General features: G+C 64.7%; 17 protein-coding genes. 7 read left to right on the top strand and 10 right to left on the bottom strand.

Annotation, left to right across the window (positions count from 1 at the left end; translation table 11 throughout):
- From FCK22_RS15165 to FCK22_RS15145, 5 genes are all read right to left on the bottom strand, one after another.
- A partial coding sequence (locus FCK22_RS15165) for a M3 family metallopeptidase (RefSeq protein ID WP_136720540.1) occupies positions 1 to 1,286 on the bottom strand: 1,286 nt, incomplete at its 3' end.
- Positions 1,287 to 1,334: 48 nt separating this feature from the next.
- On the bottom strand, positions 1,335 to 2,372 hold the full coding sequence (gene moeB, locus FCK22_RS15160) for a molybdopterin-synthase adenylyltransferase MoeB (RefSeq protein ID WP_067265304.1): 1,038 nt from the start codon (positions 2,370 to 2,372) through the stop codon (positions 1,335 to 1,337).
- Positions 2,372 to 2,824 carry a dUTP diphosphatase gene (gene dut / locus FCK22_RS15155; protein WP_067265306.1) on the bottom strand — a complete coding sequence of 151 codons (453 nt, stop codon included), beginning with the start codon at positions 2,822 to 2,824 and terminating at the stop codon, positions 2,372 to 2,374. Before dut ends, moeB begins: the two co-directional genes overlap by 1 nt.
- Positions 2,825 to 2,833: 9 nt before the next feature.
- Positions 2,834 to 4,027 (bottom strand): bifunctional phosphopantothenoylcysteine decarboxylase/phosphopantothenate--cysteine ligase CoaBC, encoded by a 1,194-nt coding sequence (coaBC, locus tag FCK22_RS15150; RefSeq protein WP_067265309.1) that lies wholly within the window; start codon positions 4,025 to 4,027, stop codon positions 2,834 to 2,836.
- Between the two features lie 81 nt (positions 4,028 to 4,108).
- Positions 4,109 to 4,987 (bottom strand): RNA polymerase factor sigma-32, encoded by an 879-nt coding sequence (locus FCK22_RS15145; protein ID WP_067265311.1) that lies wholly within the window; start codon positions 4,985 to 4,987, stop codon positions 4,109 to 4,111.
- Positions 4,988 to 5,085: 98 nt separating this feature from the next.
- On the opposite strand from FCK22_RS15145, the gene cobU reads away from it, so the two are divergent.
- From cobU to FCK22_RS15130, 3 genes are all read left to right on the top strand, one after another.
- Positions 5,086 to 5,607 (top strand): bifunctional adenosylcobinamide kinase/adenosylcobinamide-phosphate guanylyltransferase, encoded by a 522-nt coding sequence (gene cobU / locus FCK22_RS15140; RefSeq protein WP_067265314.1) that lies wholly within the window; start codon positions 5,086 to 5,088, stop codon positions 5,605 to 5,607.
- The gene (locus FCK22_RS15135) at positions 5,604 to 6,185 is read left to right on the top strand and encodes a histidine phosphatase family protein (RefSeq protein WP_067265315.1); all 582 of its coding nucleotides are present in this window, start codon (positions 5,604 to 5,606) and stop codon (positions 6,183 to 6,185) included. Before cobU ends, FCK22_RS15135 begins: the two co-directional genes overlap by 4 nt.
- Before the next feature lie 72 nt (positions 6,186 to 6,257).
- A complete protein-coding gene (locus FCK22_RS15130) occupies positions 6,258 to 7,775 on the top strand; it encodes a YifB family Mg chelatase-like AAA ATPase (RefSeq protein WP_136720536.1) in 1,518 nt (505 codons plus the stop codon).
- Here FCK22_RS15130 and FCK22_RS15125 read toward each other — a convergent pair.
- The 4 genes from FCK22_RS15125 to rsmI all read right to left on the bottom strand — a co-directional run bounded on the left by FCK22_RS15125 (position 7,738) and on the right by rsmI (position 10,971).
- Positions 7,738 to 8,655: an alpha/beta hydrolase gene (locus FCK22_RS15125; protein ID WP_136720535.1), complete on the bottom strand. Its 918-nt coding sequence runs from the start codon at positions 8,653 to 8,655 to the stop codon at positions 7,738 to 7,740. The genes FCK22_RS15130 and FCK22_RS15125 overlap by 38 nt on opposite strands.
- A complete protein-coding gene (gshB, locus tag FCK22_RS15120) occupies positions 8,652 to 9,587 on the bottom strand; it encodes a glutathione synthase (protein ID WP_067265317.1) in 936 nt (311 codons plus the stop codon). The genes FCK22_RS15125 and gshB overlap by 4 nt, the downstream gene beginning before the upstream one ends.
- Positions 9,588 to 9,692: 105 nt before the next feature.
- A complete protein-coding gene (locus tag FCK22_RS15115; protein WP_067265340.1) occupies positions 9,693 to 10,091 on the bottom strand; it encodes a YraN family protein in 399 nt (132 codons plus the stop codon).
- Between the two features lie 22 nt (positions 10,092 to 10,113).
- Positions 10,114 to 10,971 (bottom strand): 16S rRNA (cytidine(1402)-2'-O)-methyltransferase, encoded by an 858-nt coding sequence (gene rsmI, locus FCK22_RS15110; RefSeq protein ID WP_067265320.1) that lies wholly within the window; start codon positions 10,969 to 10,971, stop codon positions 10,114 to 10,116.
- Between the two features lie 87 nt (positions 10,972 to 11,058).
- Between rsmI and FCK22_RS15105 the strand changes: the two genes are divergently transcribed.
- From FCK22_RS15105 to murJ, 4 genes are all read left to right on the top strand, one after another.
- Positions 11,059 to 12,240 carry a penicillin-binding protein activator gene (locus tag FCK22_RS15105; RefSeq protein ID WP_067265323.1) on the top strand — a complete coding sequence of 394 codons (1,182 nt, stop codon included), beginning with the start codon at positions 11,059 to 11,061 and terminating at the stop codon, positions 12,238 to 12,240.
- Position 12,241: 1 nt separating this feature from the next.
- The gene (locus FCK22_RS15100; RefSeq protein ID WP_136720539.1) at positions 12,242 to 15,022 is read left to right on the top strand and encodes a [protein-PII] uridylyltransferase; all 2,781 of its coding nucleotides are present in this window, start codon (positions 12,242 to 12,244) and stop codon (positions 15,020 to 15,022) included.
- A gap of 127 nt (positions 15,023 to 15,149) precedes the next feature.
- Entirely contained in the window at positions 15,150 to 15,701 is a 552-nt protein-coding gene (locus tag FCK22_RS15095) for a CHAP domain-containing protein (protein ID WP_067264124.1), read from the top strand.
- A 110-nt stretch (positions 15,702 to 15,811) separates the two neighbouring features.
- Positions 15,812 to 17,353: a murein biosynthesis integral membrane protein MurJ gene (gene murJ / locus FCK22_RS15090; RefSeq protein ID WP_136720534.1), complete on the top strand. Its 1,542-nt coding sequence runs from the start codon at positions 15,812 to 15,814 to the stop codon at positions 17,351 to 17,353.
- On the opposite strand, the gene FCK22_RS15085 is transcribed toward murJ, so the two are convergent.
- The gene (locus FCK22_RS15085) at positions 17,350 to 18,036 is read right to left on the bottom strand and encodes a rhomboid family intramembrane serine protease (protein ID WP_067264091.1); all 687 of its coding nucleotides are present in this window, start codon (positions 18,034 to 18,036) and stop codon (positions 17,350 to 17,352) included. The genes murJ and FCK22_RS15085 overlap by 4 nt on opposite strands.
- Positions 18,037 to 18,054 lie beyond the last annotated feature (18 nt).

Below are 18,054 nucleotides of genomic sequence, written 5' to 3'. Positions count from 1 at the left end.
AACTTCGCCTGCGCGCGCATGGCCGAGCACCACGCGCCCGACCGTTTCGAGCCGCGCGCGAAATAATCACCGATAAAGACCGCCACATGCTGGCCGTCCCGCGTCACTTCCCACGCCCGGCAATCGGGATGGTAGAGCGGCACGTCGAGGGCTGCGAACTCCAGCCCAAACAGCCGGTTGGCGCAGTCGAAGGCCGCGTCGATCATCCGGTTAAGCTGGAAATAGGGCTTCAGCGCGGCCTCATCGAGGTCATGCTCAGCCGCGCGCCGCTTCTCGGCGTAGTAGCGCCAGTCCCACGGCTCCAGCGCACCGTTCACACCGTCCTCGCGCATCAGCGCGGTCAGCACCTCGGCATCGGCGTCGGCCTGCGCCTTGGCCGGTTTCCAGACCGACATCAGCAGGTCGCGCACCGCCGCGGGCGTCTTGGCCATCTCGGTTTCGAGCTTGTAGTCGGCGAAGTTGTCGTAGCCCAGAAGCGCCGCGCGCTCCTTGCGCAGGGCCAGCGTCTCGGCCGCGATCTCGCGGTTGTCTGTCTCTCCGCCGTTCGCGCCCCGCGCTTCCCACGCGCGGAATGCCTTCTCGCGCAGGTCGCGGCGGTCCGAAAATTGCAGGAAGGGCGTAATGAGCGAGCGCGACAGCGTGACCACCGGGCCTTGCGCGCCCTTTTCTTCGCCCGCAGCCCGGGCGGCATCGATCACGAAATCCGGCAGGCCGGTCAGATCGTCCTCGGAGAGCGGCATGAACCAGTCGCGCTCGTCCGCCAGCAGGTTCTGGGTGAACTGCGTGCCCAGCACCGCCAGCCGCGCCTTGATCTCCTTCATGCGCTCGGCCTCCGACCCCGTCAGCGCGGCGCCTGAGCGGACGAAGCCACGGTGCGTCAGCATCAGCACGCGGGCCTGTTCCTCGCTGAGGTCGAGCCTGTCGCGCGCCTCCCAAACGGCGTTGATGCGGGCGAAGAGCTTCGTGTTGCCCGAGATCGCCGATTGATGCGCGGCGAGCTTGGGGGAGAAGTCGCGCTGCAGTGCCTCCCGCGCCGGGTTGCTGTCTGCGCCTGCGACGGTAAAGAAGACGCTTAGAACCTTGTCGAGCGCCTCGCCCGAGGCTTCCAGCGCTTCGATGGTATTGGCGAAGCTGGGGGCTTCGGGGTTCTCGGCAATAGCGTCGATCTCGGCCCGGTGGGCGGTGAGCGCCTCCTCCAAAGCGGGGGCGAAATCATCGTCGGAAATGCGGTCAAAGGGGGCGATGCCGAAGGGGGTCTTCCATTCGGTCAGAAGCGGGTTTGTCATGCAGGTCTCCTTTGCGCCCAAGATGGGGCGCGCAGGGGTGACTTGCAATCACCCGCCGCAGGTTTCGCAGCCCTTCCGCCGTTTCAGCCCGATCTTGCGGGTCTCGCCATAAAGCCCGTCGTAGATCATCATCTCGCCGCGCAGCACGCTGCCCGCCCCGGTGATGAGCTTTACCGCCTCCAGCGCCATCATCGTGCCGATCACGCCGGGCAGCGGCCCGATCACCCCGGCCTCGGCGCAGGAGGGCGCAAGCCCCGCCGCCGGCGCTTCGGGGAAAATGCAGCGATAACAGGGCGCGCCGCGGGCGGGGTCGAAGACGCTGAGCTGCCCCTCCCATTGGCTGAGCGCCCCCGAGATGAGCGGCGTGGCCGTCGCGACGCAGGCCGCGTTCACCCGGTAGCGGGTATCGAAATTGTCGGTCCCGTCGAGCACGAGGTCATAGTCGGCCACCAGATCCTCGGCGATCTCGTCGGTCAGGCGGCGGTGGTAGGGGCGCACGGTGACATGGGGGTTCTGCGCCAGCATCTCGGCCTGCGCGGAGAAGACCTTGGGCGTGCCGATGGCGGCGTCCTTGTGGATCACCTGCCGTTGCAGGTTCGCGTTCTCGACCGCGTCATCGTCGATCACCCCGATGGTGCCGACGCCCGCCGCGGCGAGGTACTGCAGCACCGGCGCGCCGAGGCCGCCCGCGCCGATCACCAGCACCTTCGCGTTCTTCAGCGCCTTCTGCCCGGGGCCGCCGACCTCGCGCAAAACGATGTGCCGGGCGTAGCGGTCCAGCTCACTCTCCGAGAAACGGCCCGAGGTGGGGGCTTCAGTCGGCGCGTCCGGCGTGGCGCGCGCGCGCAGGGTCGCCAGCCCCTGCCGGTAGAGCAACACCAGCACGACGAAACCGCCCAAGAGCAGCCAAGGCGCGGCGCTGCCGCCGGTGGCGAGGCGCAGCGGATGGGTGGCCGGAAACAGCAGATGCAGCGCGACCAGCGCCAGATACATCAGGCCAATCAGCCCCGCGCGCAGCCCGCGCGGCAGGCCGAGGAAGCCGCCGCCGAACCAAAGCGCCGCCGCGATGATCAAAACAGCCAGCATCACTGCGCCCCCGTCGAGCCGAACCCGCCCGCGCCGCGCGGGGTCTCATCAAGGCGCTCGGCCAGATCGAAGCCCGTCTGCACCACCGGGGCCACGACCATCTGCGCGATGCGCATGCCATGTTCGACGGTGAAGGCCTCCGCCCCCATATTGCCCATGATCACCCCCACCACGCCGCGATAATCGCTGTCGATGGTGCCGGGGCTGTTGATCAGGGTGATCCCATGCTTCAGCGCGAGGCCCGAGCGCGGGCGGATCTGCACCTCGAACCCCTGTGGGATCGCCATCTGCAACCCGGTGGAGATCAGCGCCCGCGCGCCGGGGGCCAGAACGACGGCGCCGCCGGGCAGATTGGCCCGCAGATCCGCCCCCGCCGCCCCGGCGCTTTCATAGGCGGGCAGTGGCAGGCTGCGGTCCGCGCCCTCGGCCCAGCAGAGGTTGATCGTGGTCATAGCGCCCCCTCAGGCAAGTGCTGCGGCGATACGTTCGGCCAGACGGGCGGCCACGGCATCTTTGCCCATGCGCGGCCAATCCTCGGCCCCGGCCTCGGTGATCAGTGTCACGGCATTCTCGCGCCCGCCCATGATGCCGGTGGCGGGGGAGACGTCGTTGGCGACGATCCAGTTACAGCCCTTGCGCGCGCGTTTCGCGGTGGCATGGGCCAACACGTCGTTCGTCTCGGCGGCGAAGCCTACGACGAGCGCGGGGCGGCCTTCGCCGCGCTGGCTGATGGTTTTTAAGATGTCGGGGTTCTCTGCGAAAGACAGGCTCGGCAGCCCGTCTTTAGATTTCTTCAGCTTACGGTCCCCTGCCCCCTGCACATGCCAATCGGCCACCGCGGCGGCAAAGACAGCGGCATCGGCGGGCAGCGCGGCCTCTACCGCCTGCATCATCTCTTGCGCCGTTTGCACCGGCACGACCTCAACGCCCTCGGGCGGGGCGACTTCGGCGGGGCCGGTTACAAAGACGACCTCAGCCCCCAGATCCACCAGCGCCCGCGCGATGGCTGTGCCCTGCGCCCCGGAAGAGCGGTTGGCGATATAGCGCACGGGGTCAATGGGCTCATGCGTCGGGCCGGAGGTGACGAGGATGCGCTTGCCCGCAAGCGGCCCCTGCCCAAGCCGCGCCTCGACTGCCGCGACAATCTCAAGCGGTTCGGCCATCCGCCCTGGCCCGTATTCGCCGCAGGCCATATCACCGTCATTCGGCCCGACCATGGCGATGCCATCGCCGCGCAGGGTGGCGATGTTGCGCTGCGTCGCGGGGTGCTGCCACATCCGCACGTTCATCGCAGGTGCCAGCAACACCGGCGTATCGGTGGCCAAAAGCAAGGTCGATGCCAGATCATTCGCCGCCCCCTGCGCCATCTTGGCCATCAGGTCTGCCGTGGCGGGGGCAACTACAAGTAGATCCGCCGCGCGGCTCAACTGGATATGCCCCATCTCGGCCTCATCACCGAGGTCGAAAAGATCGCGAAAGACCTTCACACCGGTCAGGGCGGATACGGAAAGCGGGGTGACAAACTCTTCGCCCGCGTGGGTCAGAACCGGTGTCACCTTGGCCCCACGCTCGCGCAGACGCCGGATCAGATCGAGGGATTTATAGGCGGCAATGCCGCCGCCGATGATCAGCAGAATATGTTTGCCCGACAGCATAAAGGCCCCCCGTTTGCATTAGGGAGACCTTAATCCGGGGCGGCGCAATCTGCCAGCCCCGGCGGGCATCGCAATGCGGCGTCAGGCCAGAAAGGCAAAGACCTCACGCGATTGCATCTCGAGCGATTTGCGCATCTTGCCAAAGGCTGCGGCCTCAAGCTGGCGGACCCGCTCTTTGCTGAGGCTGAGTTCATCGCCAAGGCTTTCCAAGGTACGCGCCGGATCCCGCAGCTTGCGTTCGCGCACGATGAATTGCTCGCGCTCGGACAGGCCCTGCATTGCCGCCAGCAACCAGTTGCGCAGCTGCGCCGTGTCATGCTCTTCCTCAACACGCTCCGCCGCCTGGGCGCTCTCATCAGCCAGCGCTTCGATCCACTCGCGGCCCTCATCCTCAGCGCTCTGCGTGGCGTTCAGCGAATAGTCCGAGCCTGACAGACGGCCTTCCATCATCTCGACATCATGCAGCGGCACGCCAATCTCGGTCGAGATCATCTGGCGCAGCTGGTGCTTGTCCAGCGTCTCGCCCATGGCGGTGGCCTCGCGCTCCAACCGGGCTTGCACGCGGCGCATGTTGAAAAACAGCGATTTCTGAGAGGAGGTCGACCCGGTCCGCACCATCGACCAATTGCGCATCACATGGTCCTGAATGCTCGCCTTGATCCACCAGACCGCATAGGTCGAGAAACGCACGCCGCGGTCGGGGTCGAATTTGTCGGCGGCTTTCATCAGGCCCAGACCGGCCTCTTGGATCAGGTCGTTCATCGGCGCGCCGTAGCGCTTGAACTTGCCCGCCATCGAAATCGCCAGACGCATGTAGGCGGTGATCAAACGGTGCAACGCGGCCTCATCCCGGTGATCGCGCCACGCATAGGCCAATTCCAACTCCGTCTCGGCATCGAGCAATTCGGCCTTCATTGCGGTGCGGGTGAGTGAAAATTCGCGAGCGGTCTGCAATGACATTTGGTATCCCCCTTGAGAAATGCGCGGCGCACCTTGTGATGGGCCTTTGGTGGAGATACGCAGAGACATGCCATTTGGTTCAAATATTTGGTGAGAAGATGTTGCCTAGAACTACCTTTGCCCTAGGCGGGGCGGCCTCGGGCAAGTCGGAATGGGCAGAGGCCCTCCTAAATTCCAGCGGCATGTCAAAGACTTACCTCGCCACCGGTCGCATCTGGGATGACGAAGTTCAAGAACGCGTGAACAAGCATCAAGCAAGGCGCGATGCGGGGTGGCGCACCGTCGAATGCCCGCTCGATCTGACCGAACCGCTGGCGAAACTGCCCGCCGGCGAAATCGTGCTGATCGATTGCGCGACCATGTGGCTGAGCAATCACCTGATGGAAGGCAGCGATCTGGAGGCCGCGCAGGCGCAGCTTTTGCAGGCCCTGCGGGGCTGTGCGGCACATTGGGTCGTGGTCTCGAACGAGGTCGGCCAAGGGATCGTGCCCGACAACGCCATGGCGCGCCAATTCCGCGAGGCGCAGGGGCGGCTCAACACCGCCTTGGCCGCCGAGGCAGAAACGGTTGTGCAGGTCGTCGTCGGCCTGCCGCAACTGTTGAAAGGGGAGATGCCATGACCATTTGGCACTGGGTGCGCCACGGCCCGACCCATGAGAAGAACTTCGTCGGCTGGCGCGATGTCCCGGCGGACCTTTCCGATGCGCCCCGACTGGCGCGGTTGAACCTGCATCTGCCGAATGAGTCGCTGCTCGTCTCCTCGGACCTGATCCGCGCTGTGCATACGGCGGATGCGCTGGCCCAGCCCTCCCGCCGCCGCCTGCCCCATGAGCATGAGCTGCGAGAGTTGCATTTCGGCGCTTGGGACGGGCTGCATTTCTCCGAAGTCGCCGCGCGTGACCCGGACCTCAGCCGCGCCTATTGGGAGACCCCCGGCGATGTCATGGCCCCCGAGGGTGAAAGCTGGAACCAGACCAAGGCGCGCGTCGACCGGGTGGTGGCACGGATCAACGCGGCCCACCCCAATGCCCATGTGATCGCCGTGGCCCATTTCGGCGTCATCCTCACGCAGGTGCAGCAGGCCCAAGGCGGCGGCCCGCTGGAGGCGATGGCCCATAAGATCGACAACCTCTCGGTCACGCATCTGTCCCACGACAACGGCCAATGGCGGGTCGAAGGGATCAATCATACGCCCTGACCCACAGTGCCGTTAACCATTCCTAAACCCGTCTTGCCTACCGATTAACCATAGCAAGACGGAGCAGGGGCAATGGTGTCGCGGGCCTATACGGTCGCATTTCAAGGCGTCGATGCGCGTATCGTCGAGGTGCAATGCGCGGTCACCGCCGGGCTGCCGGGCTTTTCCATCGTGGGGCTAGCGAACAAGGCCGTGTCGGAAGCTCGCGACCGGGTGCGCACGGCGCTCAGCGCCTTGGCCATCGCGCTGCCGTCCAAACGCATCACCGTCAACCTCTCCCCCGCCGACCTGCCTAAGGAAGGCAGCCATTTCGACCTGCCCATCGCGCTGGCGCTGCTCTCGGCCCTCGATATCCTGCCGGATGACATCACCCAGAATGTGGTGGCCTTGGGAGAGCTTTCGCTCGACGGGACGCTGATGCCCGTGGTCGGCGCCCTGCCCGCCGCCATGGCCGCCGCCGCCGAGGACCGCAGCCTGCTCTGCCCCGCGGGGTCGGGGGCGGAGGCCGCATGGGTGGGCAAGACACAGGTCATCGCCGCCGCCAATCTGGGCGACGTGGTGCGCCACTACACTGGGCAAGTACCGATCGCCCCCGCCGAGCCGGGCGAGGTGCCCCTCGCATTGGCGGGCCGCGACCTGCGCGAGGTTAAGGGCCAAGAACGCGCCAAACGCGCGTTGGAGATCGCCGCGGCCGGGCGGCATCACCTGATGCTGGTCGGCACGCCGGGGTCGGGCAAATCCATGCTGGCCGCGCGACTGCCCGGCATCCTACCGCCGCTGACGGCAGGTGAAGCGCTGGAGACCTCGATGATACACTCCCTCGCCGGGCTGCTGGATGAGGGCGGCATTTCCCGCAGCCGCCCCTTTCGCGAGCCGCATCACACGGCCTCTATGGCCGCGATCATCGGCGGCGGTCGGCAAGCGCGACCGGGGGAGGCATCTCTGGCCCATAACGGTGTGCTGTTCATGGACGAATTCCCCGAGTTCAACCGCACGGTCCTCGAAACCCTGCGCCAACCGATCGAGACTGGCGAGGTCATGATCGCGCGGGCCAATGCCCATGTGAAATACCCTTGCCGCTTCATGCTCGTCGCGGCGGCGAACCCCTGCAAATGCGGCTACCTGCCCGACCCGGCCCGCGCCTGCGCCCGTGTCCCGGCCTGCGGGGAAGACTATCTCGGGCGTATCTCCGGCCCACTGATGGACCGGTTCGACCTGCGCGTCGACGTGCCGCCCGTCAGCTACAGCGATCTCAACCTGCCCGCCAATGGCGAGACCTCGGCCGAGGTCGCGGCAAGGGTCGCCGCCGCGCGGGCGCTTCAATCCACGCGCTACGCGCCGCATGACGGGATTTCGGCCAATGCCGATGCGGCGGGTGACTTGCTTGAAACCGTCGTCAGCCCAGATGCCGAAGCGCGCGCGCTGCTCCTGCGCGCAGCAGAACGGTTTTCCCTGTCGGCGCGCGGGTATCACCGGGTCATGCGTGTCGCGCGCACCATCGCCGATCTTGCGGGGGAACCCGAGGTCCGCCGCCCCCATATGGCCGAGGCGATCAGCTTTCGCCTGCCCGATCCGGCGGCAGGGCATTGATCCAATCGGCGAGGGCCGCAAGGCTCTGCCGCGCCTCGGGCAAGTGGTTCTGAAACAGCGGCCAGACATGCGGCAGGTCATGGAGCTCCTGCAAACTGGCCGACACGCCCGCTTCGCGCAGACGGGCCGCCAATCGGCGGCTGTCATCGCGCAGGATTTCGCTGTCACTTACGGTGAGCCAGACGGGCGGTGCGCCGTTGAAATCCGCGAGAATGGGACTCGCCCGAGGGCTCTCCGCATCCTGCCCCCGAAGATAGAGCCGCGCCATTTCCGTCGCGCGGGCGGCGGGCAACAACACGTCGCTTTCGGCATTCTGAGTGAAACTTGGGCCGGAAAACGTCAGGTCCAACAAGGGGGAAAGCCCAAAGGCGCCGGCAGGCAGCGCCGCCCCCTCGCGGCAAAGCTGCGCCAAAAGGTCGAAAACCAGCGCGCCGCCCGCGCTATCGCCGCCAATCACGATATCCCCCGCGGCGATGCCCATTTGACACAGCGCATCCCACGCCGCGCGGATGTCTTGCGCAGGTTTCGGAAAGGCCGCTCCCGGCACGCGCGCATAGCGCGGCAGCACCGCCCGCGCGCCGGTTAGCAGAGATAGGCGCGCGACCATCGCCCGGTGCGTCTCCGGGCTGCCAAACACGAACCCGCCGCCATGGACGTAGAGGATCACACGCCCTTGGGAGGCCTGCGGCGGCGTAAGCCAAAGCGCCGATCCCGCCCCCGGCAGATCACGCCATTCCGCATGCACCTCGCGCGGCCCTTTGAAAAAGAGCCGCGCCTGCACCTCCATCGTGGCCCGCAGGAACTGCGGGTTTGCGTGCGCCAGCAAAGGTTTCTCTGTCAGACGCAGGTAGCGGTTCAGAAGATGCTGGCGCAGGCTCACCCGCGCTTGGCCTCAATCGCCTCCCAGATTTTTCCGGCGATATTCTCGCCATCGAACCGTTCCAGTTCTTGAATGCCGGTGGGAGAGGTCACGTTGATCTCGGTCAGATAGTCACCGATCACATCGATCCCGACAAAGATTTGGCCCTTTTCCTTGAGCAACGGCCCGATGGCCGCACAGATCTCGAGATCACGCTCGGTCAGCCCGACCTTCTCAGGCCGCCCGCCGACATGCATGTTCGACCGCGTCTCACCCTCCGCCGGGACGCGGTTGATCGCGCCCACCGGCTCCCCCTCCACGAGGATGACGCGCTTGTCGCCCTTGGATACGGCAGGCAGGAATTTCTGAACGATGAGCGGCTCACGCGAGAAGCCGGTGAACAATTCATGCAGGGAGGTGAGGTTGCGGTCATTGGCGTCCAACCGGAACACTCCGGCACCGCCGTTGCCGTAAAGCGGTTTCAGGATTACATCGCCATGCTTCGCCTTGAAGCCTTTGATGGTCGAAAGGTCGCGTGCAATCGTGGTGGGCGGCGTCAGATCGGGGAAGTCGAGAACCAGAAGTTTTTCGGGGTAATTGCGGACCCAAAAGGGATCGTTGACCACCAAGGTGGTTTCTTTCAGCCGGTCCAGCAGGTGGGTCGAGGTGATGTAATGCATGTCGAAAGGCGGGTCTTGGCGCAGCCAGACCACGTCGAAATCCGCCAGATCGACCTCGCGCTCTTCTCCGAACCGGGCATGATCGCCCTGCACGCGCTGCACGGTAAAGTCATAGCCCCGCGCGGTGATCCGCCCCTCTTGGTACGCCAGATGGTCGGGCGTGTAGAAGAACAGCTCATGCCCCCGCGCCTGCGCCTCTTCGGCCAGCCGAAAGCTGCTGTCGGCATTGATGTTCACGTCCCCGATCGGGTCCATTTGAAAGGCGATTTTCATCGGCGTCCCCCGCTGCTTACCTTTGTCGTGATCCGACCCGGACCGACGGTGCAGGCTTCTGGGATCGCTTCTTAGATGGCGCAGCAGGGGCCTATGCGCAATGGGTCAGCCGTGGCCAAAGGCGTTTTCGATGATTTCGGTGGCCCCCTGCCCATCGACAAGCGCCACGTCAAAGCGCACCTCGGTCAGGCTTCCTGCAGGTTCGCCGGCAAGAAATTCCTCGGCGGAGCGGTAGATGCGCTGCATCTGTCGGGCAGAAAGGCTTTCGGCGGCCCGCGCGAAACTACCGCTTTGTTTCACCTCGACAAAGATCAAGGCAGCCCCATCGCGCAGGATCAAATCAATTTCACCAGCGCGGCCCCGCCAACGGCGGCGGGCGATGGCAAAACCACGCCTTTCATAGTCCTGCGCGATGCGGTTTTCGGCGGCGATCCCGGCGTGATAGGCCATGCGCCCCCGTTGGCGTTTGGTCGCAGTTCGTATCCCCGTATCACCCTGCGCCATTTTCATCGCTCCGACCTATGTTTTAACCTTTGCCGAGCGCCAATGCCGCTTGATAGACCTGCCGCCGTGGCAGGCCATGGGCCTGCGCCACCAAATCGACAGCGTCACGCATCGACATTTCTGTAAGCGCCCGTTGCAAATCTGTTTCTAGGTCAAGGTGATTAACAGAGTCTGAACGGCTGCGATCAATCAGCACGACCACTTCGCCTTTTGGCGCCTTCGCTTGATAAAGCTCGGCGAGATTTTCGAGGGTATCGCGCTGGATCTCTTCGAATTTCTTGGTCAACTCCCGGCACATTGCCGCTTTGCGCCCCGCGCCCAGTGCCGTTGCCGCATCGCGCAGCATGGCGCCAAGCCGTTTGGGCGATTCGTAAAAAACCAGTGTTCCCGGCACGTCGCGCAGCTTTTCCAGCGCCGCGATGCGTGCCGATTTGCTGTTGGGCAGGAAACCCGCAAAGAAAAATGCATCCGTCGGCAGGGCGCCCAAGGCCAGCGCGGTCAGCACGGCCGATGGCCCCGGCGCGCAGGTCTGCATCACGCCCGCTCCGGCTGCGGCGCGGCTTAATTCAAACCCCGGATCGGCGATCAGCGGCATGCCCGCCTCCGACGCATAGGCGACTGATTTGCCCTCGCGGATGGCCGCGATCAGCCGCTCTTGCACCGATGTGCCGCTGTGATCGTGCAGCGCCAGCACCTTGCGCCCATCAAGCGGCACCCCATGAATTTCCATCAGCCGCCGCAGGCTGCGCGTGTCCTCTGCCGCCAGCAAATCCGCCGAGGCCAGCGTGTCGAGCGCGCGCAACGTGATATCGCGTGCGGTGCCGATGGGGACGCCCACGAAATAAAGTCCCGGGGCTAGCTCTGTCTTGTCAAATTTCAACGCTGGACCCGCCTTTCGCAGTCACTATGATCGCGGCCATGTTCCGGCGACCATCGTCGTCTTGCCACCACCGGGGAGTGAATACAAATGATTGCCTGTTTCCGCGCCATCCGCAAGAAGATGCACCTGCTCTTGCTGCCGCTCTTCGCGGTCCTGCTGGCGGCCTGTCAGCCTGTCGCCACGGGTGGCGCCAATTCCGGCGGCCCGCGCATCGACCCTGCGGCCCCCGTTCCCGTGGCGCTCTTGGTTCCGCGCGGCGGCACGGCCAGTGATGAGTTGCTGGCCAAGAACCTCGAAAACGCTGCGCGCCTTGCGATGCGCGATCTAGATGGCGTCCAGATCGACCTGCGCGTCTATGGCACTGCGGGCAATGCCAGCACAGCCGCATCCGTCGCTGCGCAGGCGGTGAATGAAGGGGCCAAGATCATCCTTGGCCCGGTTTACGGCGAAGCGGCCAATGCGGCTGGGGTGGCCGTGGCCTCCTCCGGGGTTAACGTGATCTCCTTCTCGAACAACCCGACCATCGCGGGCGGCAATGTCTTCGTGCTCGGGCCGACTTTTGCCAATACCGCCAACCGGTTGGTGAGCTTTGCCAAACGCAACGGCAAGGACAAAATGGTCGTGCTGCATGGTCAGGACCTTGCCGGACAGCTGGGCCGTGACGCGATCGTTCAAGCGATCAGCGCCAATGGCGCGACGCTGGCAGGCACCGTCGATTACGCGCTGAGCCAAGAGTCGGTCGTGGCCGCCGTGCCGCGCGTCAAAGCAACCATCGAAGGCAGCGGCGCCAATGCGCTCTTCCTCACCACCTCCTCGGCCAGCGCCTTGCCGCTTTTCGCGCAGCTTCTGCCCGAGGCTGGCATCCAATCGGCCACCACGCAGTATGTCGGCCTGACCCGTTGGGACATCCCCGCCCAGACACTGGAACTGCCCGGCGTTCAGGGCGGCTGGTTTGCCCTGCCCGACACGGCGGCGAGCGGTGCCTTCTCGAACCGCTACACCGCGGCCTATGGCAGTGATCCGCACCCGCTGGCCGGGCTGGCCTTTGACGGGATCGCGGCGATCGGCTCCTTGGTGAAGGGCGGCAAATCCAACGCGCTTTCCGGGGCCGCGCTGACCCAGGGGGCGGGTTTCCAAGGCGCCAGCGGCATCTTCCGCCTGCGCCGCGATGGCACCAACGAACGCGCCTTGGCCGTGGCCACGATCCGCGACAACCGCGTCGTCGTGCTTGACCCGGCACCGCGCGGCTTTGGCGGGGCTGGTTTCTGAATTGGACCTCGCGAAACCGACAACAACATCAGGCGCGCATCGACACCCGCGCCTGATTTGCGCGCCCGAGCAAATCTTTGACGACACGGCCATTTGGCAGGCTCTCGCCCAGCGCGACAGCACGCTGGAGGGCGCAGCCCTCAGGGCCGAGATCGTCCCCCTGATCCAAGAAGCCCAGCAGGGGGGCCGCAAAGCCATTGCGGCGGGCTTTGCTGAATCGCCCTTCGATGCCCGGGCGATGACCTCTTCCTACACCTATCTCACCGACCAACTGCTGCGCTGCGTCTTGCAGATCGCCACGCAGGTGTTGCACCCCAACCCGAACCCGACCGAGGGTGAACGGCTCGCCATGATTGGCGTGGGCGGCTATGGCCGGGGAGAGATGGCGCCTTTTTCCGATGTCGATCTGCTGTTCCTCATCCCCTACAAGGCCACCGCATGGTCGGAGAGCGTGATCGAATCGATGCTCTATATCCTGTGGGATTTGAAGCTGAAGGTCGGCCACGCCACCCGCACCATCGACGACTGCCTGCGGCTGGGGGCGGATGATTTCACCATTCAGACCGCCCTGCTGGAAAACCGCTTCATCGACGGCGATGTGACCCTTGCGCAAGAGCTTTCCGAACGGCTCAAGAACGAACTTTTCTCAGGCGCGGGAAAGGATTTCATCGAAGCGAAACTGGAGGAGCGCGACAATCGCCACCTGAAACAGGGTGAGCGCTATATGGTCGAACCCAACGTCAAGGAAGGCAAAGGCGGGCTGCGCGATCTGCATTCGCTGTTCTGGATCGCCAAATTCATCCATGACGTCGACCGGGTCGCGGATCTGGTCGATCTCGGCGTGTTCCGCGCCGATGAATACGACACCTTCCGGGAGGCCGAGGCCTTTCTCTGGGCCGTGCGGGGGCACCTTCACCTGATTGCCGGGCGCGCGACGGAACAGCTGACCTTCGACATGCAGGTGCAGGTCGCCCAAGCCATGGGCTATCAGGACATCGGGGGCCGGCGGGGCGTCGAAATCTTCATGCAGGCCTATTTCCGCCATGCCACCGCGGTGGGGGATCTGACGCGCATCTTCGTCAGCGGGCTCGAAGCGTCCCATATGAAGGCCGAACCGCTGCTGGAACGCATCTTCCGCCGCCGCCCGAAAATCCGCGAGGGGTTTCAGGTGGTCCACAACCGCATCGCGGTGAAGGACGACGAAGAGTTTCTACAAGACAAGCTAAACCTGTTGCGCATCTTCGAAGAGGCACTGCGCACGGGGATGTTGATCCACCCCGATGCGATGCGGCTGATCAAGGCCAACCTCGCGCTGATCGACGATGATATGCGCCGCACGCCCGAAGCCCGGCGCATCTTCCTCGACCTGCTGTTGAAACACGGCAACCCCGAACGTTCACTGCGGCGGATGAACGAATTGGGCGTCTTGGGCGCTTTCATCCCTGAGTTCGAGCCGATCGTCGCGATGATGCAGTTCAACATGTATCATTCCTACACGGTGGACGAGCACACCATCCAATGTATCGCCAACCTCGCCCGGATCGAGAAGGGCGAGCTGGAAGAGGAACTGCCCGTCGCCTCCTCGATCCTGAAACGCGGGGTGAACCGCAAGGTGCTCTATGTGGCGCTGCTGCTGCATGACATCGGCAAGGGGCGGCCCGAGGATCATTCTATCATCGGTGCGAAACTGGCGCGGCGCATTGGCCCTCGGTTGGGGCTGAAACGCGACGAGGTCGATACCGTGGAATGGCTGGTGCGCTATCACCTGCTGATGTCCGACATGGCCCAGAAACGCGACATCGCCGATCCGCGCACAGTGCGCGATTTTGCCAAGGCGGTGCAGACGGTCAAACGGCTCGACCTGCTTTGCGTGCTGACGATCTGCGACATTCGTGGCGTCGGGCCGAATACGTGGAACAATTGGAAAGCGGTGCTGATCCGCGCGCTCTATCGCCAGACCGAGCGGGCGCTGGAAACCGGGCTCGAAGACCTCAACCGCGAAAACCGGGGCGCGGAGGCCAAGAAAGCCCTGCGCGCCGCGCTCTCCGATTGGCCGCGCAAACGTCTGCAGCGTGAGACGGCCCGCCATTATCCGCCCTATTGGCAGGGTCTGCATGTCACCGCCCATGTCGCCTTTGCGGAACTGCTGCGCGACATCGGCAATGACGATATCCGCATTGATCTGCACCCCGACGAAGACCGCGGTGCGACGCGGGCCTGTTTCGTCATGGCCGATCACCCCGGCATCTTCGCCCGGCTCGCCGGCGCGCTCGCGCTGGTCGGCGCCAATGTGGTGGATGCGCGCAGCTACACCACGAAGGACGGTTTCGTCACCGACGCTTTCTGGATTCAGGACAGCGAGGATCAACCCTATGAGGCCAGCCGCCTGCCGCGGCTGCGCGAGATGATCCTCAAGACCCTGCGCGGCGAGATCGTCGCCCGCGATGCGCTGAAATCCCGCGACAAGGTCAAGAAACGCGAACGCGCCTTCAAGGTGCCCACGCATATCACCTTCGACAACGAAGGTTCGGAAATCTACACGATCATCGAGGTCGACACCCGCGACCGGCCCGGTCTGCTCTATGATCTGACGCGCACCTTGGCGGCCTCCAATGTCTATATCGCCAATGCGGTGATCGCGACCTACGGCGAACAGGTGGTCGATACCTTCTACGTCAAGGATATGTTCGGCCTGAAATACTATACCGAGGCCAAGCAGCGCACCTTGGAGAAACGCCTGCGCGAAGCGATTGCCGCAGGGGTGGAGCGGGCCGAAGGCTAGGGTTCCTTCGGCTTGCCCCAACGGCAAAATACCGCCACCGGCTATTTTCGCGCTTTGTTTTTGACCTCGGATCCTGAAAATCCCTTTCAACCCGGCAAAAGCACGGGATTCCATGAATGAGGGACATATGAGCGTGACACGCGCCGCACTGCCGAACCGGGGCCTGACGGCCCTTTGCGCCACACTTCTTCTCACGGCAGCCTGCGCCAAAGCGCCTGATATCCCGCAGTCCTACGATTTCGGCGGCATCGATCCCCAGCGGCATTTCATGGCTGTGCAAACCGCCCAAGACATGCGCGCCAAGGGCCAGCGCGTTTGGTGCGTGCCCTTCGCCCGCAATGTCAGCGGCATCCAGATTCGCGGCAATGCGGAGACATGGTGGGGCAAGGCCAAGGGGCTTTACCCACGCGGCGATGATCCCGTCGTCGGTGCTGTGATGGCCTTCAGCGCCACCCGCTCCATGCCGATGGGCCATATCGCTGTGGTTTCCGACATCGTCTCACCGCGCGAAATCCGGGTGGATCACGCCAATTGGAAGCGCAACGAGGTTTCACTGAAAATGGCGGTGATCGACGTCTCCGACGACAACGACTGGTCCGCCGTGCGCTTGGAAAGCCAGCCGGGCGCCTTTGGCAGCACCTATCCCATCAACGGGTTCATCTACCCCACGGGGGGATAAGCGCCGGTTTGCCAAACCGGCGGGCGGGGCCATTCAGCCCCGCTCACCGCGATTGCACCGGGTGAACGCCCGCGCTAGGGATCACCGCAGCGCAATTTAAGGCTCCTCCGATGAAACCTATCCGTCTTATGTCCGGCTTTTTCACTGTCGGGGTCTGGACCCTGCTGAGCCGCGTGCTCGGCTTCCTGCGCGAAGTGCTGCTGCTGTCACTCATCGGCCCCGGCCCGGTCATGGACGCTTTCGTCGCCGCCTTCCGCCTGCCCAATATGTTCCGCCGCTTCTTTGCCGAGGGCGCGTTCAACGCGGCCTTCGTGCCGATGTTCGCCAAAAAGCTGGAGGGCGAGGAAGGCGCCGGGACATTCGCCCGCGATGCCTTCAACGGCTTGTCGCTGGTGGTGCTGGCGCTGACCGCTTTGGGCATGATCTTCATGCCCGGCCTGGTCTGGCTGACCGCCGAAGGTTTCGTCGGAGACCCGCGCTTTGACATGACAGTCGCCTTTGGCCGCATCGCCTTTCCCTATATCCTCTGCATGTCACTGTCGGCGCTGTTCTCGGGCATCCTCAACGCCACTGGGCGCTTTGCTGTAGCCGCCGCAGCACCGGTGCTGCTGAACATCTTCGTCATCGCCGCCATGACCTTTGCCGCGCTCACCGGGGGCGAAGTGGCGCTTTGGCTGATCTGGTCGATCCCCGTCGCAGGTGTGGCACAGCTGGCGCTGACATGGCGCGCCGCGGCCCAAGCGGGTTTCCCGCTGCGCCCCTCCCGCCCGCGTTGGACCCCCGACATGCGCGCGATGATCGTCATCGCCCTGCCCGCCGCGCTGGCCTCGGGCGTGATGCAGATCAACCTCGTGGTCGGGCAATTGGTGGCGAGCCAATATGACAAGGCCGTCTCATGGCTCTTCGCCGCCGACCGCCTCTATCAACTTCCCTTGGGCGTGGTGGGCATCGCCGTGGGCATCGTGCTGCTGCCCGACCTGTCGCGCCGCCTGCGGGCCGGAGACGACGCAGGCGCGCAAACCGCGCTCAGCCGCGCCGCCGAGATTTCGCTGGCGCTGACGATCCCCTCTTCGGTCGCCCTGATCGTGATCCCCTTCGCGCTGGTCACCGTGCTATTCGAGCGCGGCGCCTCGGGCGTCGATGACACCGCTGCGATTGCCACGGCGGTGATGGTTTACGGCCTCGGCCTGCCCTCCTTCGTGCTGCAAAAAATCCTGCAACCGGTCTATTTCGCCCGCGAAGACACCCGCCGCCCCTTCCATTTCGCCGTGATCGCCATGGTGGTGAACGCGGCCCTCGCCATCGGCCTTGCCCCCTTCATCGGCTGGATCGCCCCGGCGGTCGCCACGACGCTGGCAGGCTGGACGATGTTTGCCTGCCTCGCCATCGGCGCGCGGCGCTTTGGCGACGCCGTCAAATTCGACGCGCGGTTCCACAAACGCATCTGGCGCATCCTCATCGCCTCCGCCGCCATGGGGGGCGCGCTCTGGCTGGGCAATGCGGCACTGCAACCGATGCTGGGCCTACCGTGGTGGCGCGGGCTGGCGCTGGTGCTGCTGCTTATCATCGCTGCGGTCAGCTACTTCGGTGTCGGCCAGCTGATCGGCGCATTCCGCCTGTCGGAGTTCAAATCGGCGATGCGGCGCGGTTAACGCTGCTGCAACCGCGCCCGCAGTCGCGCCCATTCCCCGGGCGCGACCAGAAAGCTCAGCCCGAAACCACAGATAAACCCCGCCAGTTCCGCCACCCAGAGAAAACCAGTCTCGAAAAAGATGCCCCAGAACAGCTGCAACCCCATCAGCAGCGCGATCAGCGTAAAGGCCTGATACTGCGGCCCGCCCGAGCCCAGCAGCCGCCGCCACATCACGAAACTATAGCCGCCGATCAGCCCGTAAACATTGGGATAGGCCCCGGCGAGCCAAACCGGATCGTTCAACAGCGCCCCGTAAACCAGCGCCCCGCCGATCCCCGACAGCACAAAGATCGCCAAAAACGCCAGTTGTCCCATCGCCTCGGCCACCATCTTGCCCAAGGCCAAAAGCAGCACCACAGCGAAAATCGCATGGGTAAAGCCCAAATGGATGAAGGGGTAAGTCACCACCCGCCAGATATGCTCGATCGGGTACTGGCCTGCGCCAATCATCGCATCAAAGATCAGCCCCGAAAAACCAAAGTCGCGCACCAGCGCCAGTCGCCAGCCTACGGCAGCGGGGCCGCCCACCAGCCCGGCCTCGGCCAAAGAGAGCACCACCTCGACCCCGGCGATGGCCAGAAACAAAATGACAACCGCGGGCGGCAGCGGGTTCACGGGGGGCTGGAGGTCTGGGTCTTGCATGGGCGCTCCTTGACGGGG

The sequence above is a fragment of the Sulfitobacter sp. 15WGC genome, from assembly GCF_005068605.1.
Classification (GTDB): Bacteria; Pseudomonadota; Alphaproteobacteria; order Rhodobacterales; family Rhodobacteraceae; genus Sulfitobacter; species Sulfitobacter faviae.
This window is presented reverse-complemented; position numbering and strand designations above follow the sequence as displayed.

Excerpts from the sequence above, each read along its gene's own strand:
- moeB (WP_067265304.1), bottom strand. The coding sequence starts at position 2,372 with ATGCTGGCTGTTTTGATCATCGCGGCGGCGCTTTGGTTCGGCGGCGGC.
- dut (WP_067265306.1), bottom strand. The coding sequence starts at position 2,824 with ATGACCACGATCAACCTCTGCTGGGCCGAGGGCGCGGACCGCAGCCTG.
- coaBC (WP_067265309.1), bottom strand. The coding sequence starts at position 4,027 with ATGCTGTCGGGCAAACATATTCTGCTGATCATCGGCGGCGGCATTGCC.
- FCK22_RS15145 (WP_067265311.1), bottom strand. The coding sequence starts at position 4,987 with ATGTCATTGCAGACCGCTCGCGAATTTTCACTCACCCGCACCGCAATG.
- cobU (WP_067265314.1), top strand. The coding sequence starts at position 5,086 with ATGTTGCCTAGAACTACCTTTGCCCTAGGCGGGGCGGCCTCGGGCAAG.
- FCK22_RS15135 (WP_067265315.1), top strand. The coding sequence starts at position 5,604 with ATGACCATTTGGCACTGGGTGCGCCACGGCCCGACCCATGAGAAGAAC.
- FCK22_RS15130 (WP_136720536.1), top strand. The coding sequence starts at position 6,258 with ATGGTGTCGCGGGCCTATACGGTCGCATTTCAAGGCGTCGATGCGCGT.
- gshB (WP_067265317.1), bottom strand. The coding sequence starts at position 9,587 with ATGAAAATCGCCTTTCAAATGGACCCGATCGGGGACGTGAACATCAAT.
- FCK22_RS15115 (WP_067265340.1), bottom strand. The coding sequence starts at position 10,091 with ATGGCGCAGGGTGATACGGGGATACGAACTGCGACCAAACGCCAACGG.
- FCK22_RS15105 (WP_067265323.1), top strand. The coding sequence starts at position 11,059 with ATGATTGCCTGTTTCCGCGCCATCCGCAAGAAGATGCACCTGCTCTTG.
- FCK22_RS15095 (WP_067264124.1), top strand. The coding sequence starts at position 15,150 with ATGAGCGTGACACGCGCCGCACTGCCGAACCGGGGCCTGACGGCCCTT.
- murJ (WP_136720534.1), top strand. The coding sequence starts at position 15,812 with ATGAAACCTATCCGTCTTATGTCCGGCTTTTTCACTGTCGGGGTCTGG.
- FCK22_RS15085 (WP_067264091.1), bottom strand. The coding sequence starts at position 18,036 with ATGCAAGACCCAGACCTCCAGCCCCCCGTGAACCCGCTGCCGCCCGCG.